Here is a 5656-nt window from a genome sequence, read left to right as displayed (position 1 = left end):
TATAAATCCTGAAATTCTGGATGATCTTTATAAGAGAAATAAAAGTATTGTTATGGCCTCTGGTCATTATAACAACTGGGAAATGGCAGCTGCCTGCTTAAACCTTACACTCAAACATCAAGCTGCGGCCCTTTACAAACCACTCAGTAATAAATTCTTCAACAAAAAATTCATAGAATCCAGGTCAAAATTTGGTATTGAACTGATTCCTAAGAGAGAAGGGAAAGACTATTTTCATAATAATACTGATCGAAATTTGATAATTGGTTTTGGTTGCGATCAATGTCCTAAGAAATCAAATAATAAATTATTTTGGACTCGATTCATGAATCAAGACACAGCCATCATGTTCGGTACAGAGAAGTATGCCGTAGAATTCGATTATGCCGTTATATTTATGAACCTAACGAGAACCAAGCGTGGCTATTATGAGATTGAATTTGAGATTGTAGAAGAAAATCCCCAGACAACCGCATATGGTGATATTAGTAAAAAACACACGCAGCTTCTTGAAAAACAGATCAAGCGTGATCCCGCCTATTGGTTATGGACACATAAGCGTTGGAAATTCAAAAGAGAACCTAGCGAAATACTACATTAATACAAAAGAGGCTATCAGAATTTATCATTCAAATAGCCTCTCTTCATTTGAAAATATTCTAAACTAAGCCGGCAGTTTATAAAAAATCTTGTTCACCATCTTCCAATTTCCCTCAAACTTATAAAGAGAAATATAATCGATATATGTCAGCTTCTCGCCTACATAGAATTCGATTTTAGCAACTGCAGCCGTTCCTGTAATATCTATCGACAAAAATTGAATTGAGACTGGATTCTCTTCCCTTGGCAACTTCCCTTCTTCCAATTTTTTCACCGTCTTTTCTTTCCACTTATCAATAGGTAATTTCCACATCTTATCTCCTTCACCTATTCCCAGTAGTACAAAATCAGGATGTATACCTTGATCTATCTTTTCAAGATTACCTTCATTTTGTAAACCTTCAACATATGAGGTTTGAATCACATTTTTGATCGCTTGCTTTTCTTCTTCCAGGTCTTGAGCAAATGCCATATTTATAATTAATAGCATTACGAATAAACTTGTTATTTTTTTCATTAGTCCGTTTTTAGGTTAACAACAATCTAAGGTACAACATTGTTAAATTAAAGCCATAAAAGTGAAAACAAAAAAAAAGGCTACCTCTTTCGAGATAACCTTTCTTGAATATATGTTTGAGCTTATTAAAGCGCAGAAACAATACGAAGAGTGTCCTTAGCAATCACTAACTCTTCGTTAGTTGTTACAATCATACACTTCACTTTTGAATCTTCAGTAGAAATAACAGCGTCTTTTCCACGAAGACCTTTATTCTTTTCGAAATCGAAATCTAATCCTAAGTAACCGAAGTTACCAGCGATCTTCTCACGAGAAACAGCATCGTTCTCACCAATACCACCAGTGAAAATAACCAAGTCAACACCTCCTAAAGAAGCTGTATATGATCCAACAAAACGCTTCACACGATATGCGAACATATCTAAAGCCAATTGAGCTCTATCGTTTCCTTCAGCAGCAGCATTTTCAAGGTCTCTCATATCAGATGAGATACCAGAAATACCAGCTAATCCAGATTCTTTGTTGATCAAGTTATTAGTTTCCTGAATAGATAAATCTTTCTTCTCAGCGATATATAATAAAGCACCAAGATCAAGGTTACCCGTACGAGTTCCCATCAATAGACCCTCGTTTGGAGTGAATCCCATTGAAGTCTCAATAGACTTACCACCGTCAATAGCACAAACAGAAGCACCATTACCTAAGTGACAAGAAACGATTTTCTTATCTTCGATATTCCATCCTAAAATATCACAAGCTTTGTTTGCAACAAATTTGTGTGATGTTCCGTGGAAACCATACTTACGAACTTTCAAAGTCTCGTAGCAATCGTATGGTAAACCATACATGAAAGCTTCTTTTGGAAGAGTCTGGTGGAAAGACGTATCAAAAACAGCAACTTGAGGAAGACCTGGCAATAATTTCTCAATAGCCAGGATACCTTCAAGGTTAGCTGGATTATGAAGTGGAGCCAATTCGCAACATGCTTTGATATTTGCTTTCGCTTCTTCAGTAATAAAGGCAGAATCCTGGAAATATTCACCACCGTGAGCCACACGATGACCCGCAGCGTTAATTTCTTTAATGTCAGAAATTACACCATGATCAGCATCAACTAAAGCAGCAAGTACTAAGTTGATACCAACTGAATGGTTAGGAATATCTTGAACAGTCTTGAACTTATCTTTTCCCTCAGGCTTGTGAGTTAACACACCCTTTTTAAGACCGATACGCTCAACTAGACCAGAAGCTAAAAGAGTCGCCTCTTCGCCCATGTTCAAAATTTGATACTTTAATGAAGAACTTCCGCAATTTAAAACTAATACGTTCATTAGAATTTGTTTATTATTTGTTTTGATTAAGTTTCTTTTTCTGATTTCTCAGATTACATACCTGCAGCCTGATTTGCTGTAATAGCTACCAAGTTAACGATATCGCTAACTGAACAACCTCTTGAAAGATCGTTGATAGGAGCAGCCATACCTTGCAATATTGGACCAACAGCCTCAGCACCTGCTAAACGTTGAACCAATTTGTAAGCAATATTTCCAACTTCAAGAGTTGGGAATACCAATACATTTGCTCTACCTGCTACTTCAGAATTTGGAGCCTTACTAGCACCAATTGCCTCAACAATAGCAGCATCAGCCTGCATCTCACCATCAATTAAGAATTCTGGAGCCATTTCTTTAGCCAAACGAGTTGCTTCTACAACCTTATCAACCATTTCGTGCTTAGCTGATCCCATAGTAGAGAAACTTAGCATGGCAACACGAGGTTCCATATTAGCAATAGCTTTTGTTGTTCTAGCAGTAGCGACAGCAATTTCAGCTAATTCGCTAGCAGTAGGATTGGGATGAACAGCACAGTCAGCAACAACCAACATACCATTATCTCCAAAAGTTTTATCCTTTAAGATCAAGATAAAAGCACCTGAAACAACCGAACAACCAGGCATTGTTTTCACAATCTGAAAAGCTGGACGTAATACGTCTCCTGTAGAATTCAATGCTCCTGCAACTTCACCGTCAGCATCACCCGCTTTAATCATTAAGGTAGCCAAATACAGAGGATCTTTAACAAGCCCCATAGCTTGTTCCATAGTCATCCCTTTCTTCTTACGAAGTTCAACCAAGATCTCAGCATAAGCTTCCATCTTATCATGATTCTCAGGATCGATGATAACCGCCTTAGAGATATGCTCTAAGTTTAATCTGCTAGCTTCTGATTTGATTGTTTCTGGGTTTCCAATCAAAATAATCTGTGCAATTTTTTCATTCAAAAGGATGTCTGCAGCTTGCAATGTTCTCTCCTCTGTTCCTTCAGGAAGAACAATTTTCTTGTTATGCAGCTTTGCATTCTCCTTAATCTTTTGCAATAAATCCATTGTGAGTCAGTAATTTATGTGTTTTTGTAATCTCGACATTGCGAAATTAGATATAAATGAGCAAAATGCATTTCGAATACGTCCATTTTAACACATTTTAATCTGTATTAATATTGATTCTCGATAAGAAGAAATTTTAATACCTTAGTGTGGGATTTAGCTAGAATATCTATATCGTTAAATATTAATTCAGCTATTGAACAAAGCTAGATCCTTCAAGACATTCGCATCTTTTAAAATTGAAATATTTACATGCAAACATCAGATAAATACCAGGTCTTTTCAGAATCATTCGAAGGTGAATTTCATAGAGATCAGAGTACACGTTTAATCTATGCAACCGATGCTTCAGCCTATAAAGTTTTACCACTTGCAGTAGCTTATCCTAAGAATGATTCCGATATCAAGAAACTGATACGATTTGCGAACAAGGAAAAACTTTCACTCATTCCAAGAGCTGCAGGAACTTCTTTGGCTGGTCAGGTGGTCGGAGATGGTATTGTAGTTGATATCTCTCGACATTTCACAAAAATTATTGAGTTAAATGTAGAAGATAAATGGGTGCGTGTTCAACCTGGTGTTATTTTAGATGAACTCAATATCTATTTAAAAGAGTTTGGTTTATTTTTTGGTCCGGAAACCTCAACCGCTTCCCGATGTATGATGGGTGGCATGCTTGGCAATAACTCTTGCGGATCCCACTCCTTAATATATGGTAGTACACGTGATCATACTTTGGAAGTTAAAACCCTACTGAGCGATGGCTCTCAAGTTCGTTTTTCGGCATTAAGCGATACTGAATTTCATGAGAAATGCAGAAGCAAGCAACTTAAACCAAGTCTGGAAACAAAGATCTATCAACATATACGTGAAAGTCTGGAAAAGCCAGAGATACAAAATGCTATTCGTCAGGAATTCCCTGACACAAAAAACCACCGACGAAACACAGGTTATGCCTTGGATTTACTTTTGGACACAACACCTTTCGATTCGCCACACAAAGCATTCAATCTTTGCAAGCTCCTAGCTGGTTCAGAAGGAACTTTGGCATTCACAACGGAGATCAAACTCAGCTTGGTTCCTACTCCACCCAAAGAACAAGCCCTGATTTGCGCACACTTTTCTTCGCTTGAAGATGCCATGCAAGGCAATTTAATTGCATTAAAATACAAACCAGGTGCTGTAGAGTTAATGGATGATACCATTCTGAAACTTTCTGAAGATAATAGTCTGCAAGCTCAAAATCGATTCTTTATAAAGGATCAACCCGGTGCATTACTCATCATTGAATTTGCTCGTGAAACTCAAGATGAGATCAATGAAATTGCAAGAGCAATGGAGGCTGAGCTCAAACAAAATCAACTAGGTTATCACTACCCTATTGTGACCGGCACTGATAATATAAAGCGTGTTTGGGATTTACGTAAATCAGCACTTGGTGTTCTTTCGAATTTACAAGGCGATGCCAAACCTGTTTCTGTAATCGAAGATACATCCGTCTTACCAGAGGTTTTACCCGATTATATTACAGAATTTAAGGCTCTATTAAAGAAGTACGACCTTTCTTGTGTTTTCCATGCCCATATTGGTTCTGGTGAAATTCATCTGAGACCTATACTTGACCTGAAAAAAGATATTGACAGAGAGAAATTTCACAGCATTGCATTAGATACTGCCAAACTTGTAAAAAAATACAAAGGTTCGTTGAGTGGTGAACACGGTGACGGTCGCCTTCGTGGTGAATTTATTCCACTTATGGTTGGTGATACCATCTATAATCTTTTCAAAGAAATCAAGTCTGTTTGGGATCCCAATAGCATTTTCAATCCGGATAAGATTGTGAATACGCCCAAAATGAATACCCACTTGCGTTACAATAATAATCAGGAAACAAAGGAGCTTAAAACCTACTTCGATTTCTCTGATGATGGTGGTATCATTCGCGCTGCTGAACGTTGTAACGGTTCAGGTGACTGTCGAAATACGCATCTTACTGGTAAAGCAATGTGTCCAAGTTATCAGGCAAGTTTGGATGAAAAGAATACGACTCGAGCAAGAGCCAATCTATTAAGAGAATTCCTAAGTTATTCCCAGAATAAGAATCCTTTCAACAGTCAGGAACTCTACGATGTTTTAGATTTATGCTTGTCGTG

General features: G+C 37.4%; 4 protein-coding genes and 1 pseudogene. 2 read left to right on the top strand and 3 right to left on the bottom strand.

Going from position 1 to position 5656, the window contains the following annotated elements; translation table 11 throughout:
• Nucleotides 1-601: pseudogene (locus ABY905_RS13325) on the top strand (lysophospholipid acyltransferase family protein); the annotation flags it as partial.
• A 63-nt stretch (nucleotides 602-664) separates the two neighbouring features.
• On the opposite strand, the gene ABY905_RS13320 reads toward ABY905_RS13325, so the two are convergent.
• From ABY905_RS13320 to pta, 3 genes are all read right to left on the bottom strand, one after another.
• Nucleotides 665-1117, bottom strand: coding sequence for a nuclear transport factor 2 family protein (locus tag ABY905_RS13320; protein ID WP_372644678.1), 453 nt, complete (start codon nucleotides 1115-1117; stop codon nucleotides 665-667).
• 125 nt (nucleotides 1118-1242) lie between these two features.
• Nucleotides 1243-2448 carry an acetate/propionate family kinase gene (locus tag ABY905_RS13315; protein ID WP_372644676.1) on the bottom strand — a complete coding sequence of 402 codons (1206 nt, stop codon included), beginning with the start codon at nucleotides 2446-2448 and terminating at the stop codon, nucleotides 1243-1245.
• Between the two features lie 53 nt (nucleotides 2449-2501).
• Nucleotides 2502-3503: a phosphate acetyltransferase gene (gene pta / locus ABY905_RS13310; protein WP_372644674.1), complete on the bottom strand. Its 1002-nt coding sequence runs from the start codon at nucleotides 3501-3503 to the stop codon at nucleotides 2502-2504.
• Between the two features lie 252 nt (nucleotides 3504-3755).
• Here pta and ABY905_RS13305 point away from each other — a divergent pair.
• On the top strand, nucleotides 3756-5656 hold a 1901-nt coding region (locus ABY905_RS13305; protein ID WP_372644672.1), incomplete at its 3' end, for an FAD-linked oxidase C-terminal domain-containing protein.

Source organism: Ancylomarina sp. (assembly GCF_041555295.1).
Classification (GTDB): Bacteria; Bacteroidota; Bacteroidia; order Bacteroidales; family Marinifilaceae; genus Ancylomarina.
The sequence above is the reverse complement of the archived record's forward strand: the minus strand, read 5'-3'. Positions and strand labels throughout refer to the sequence as shown.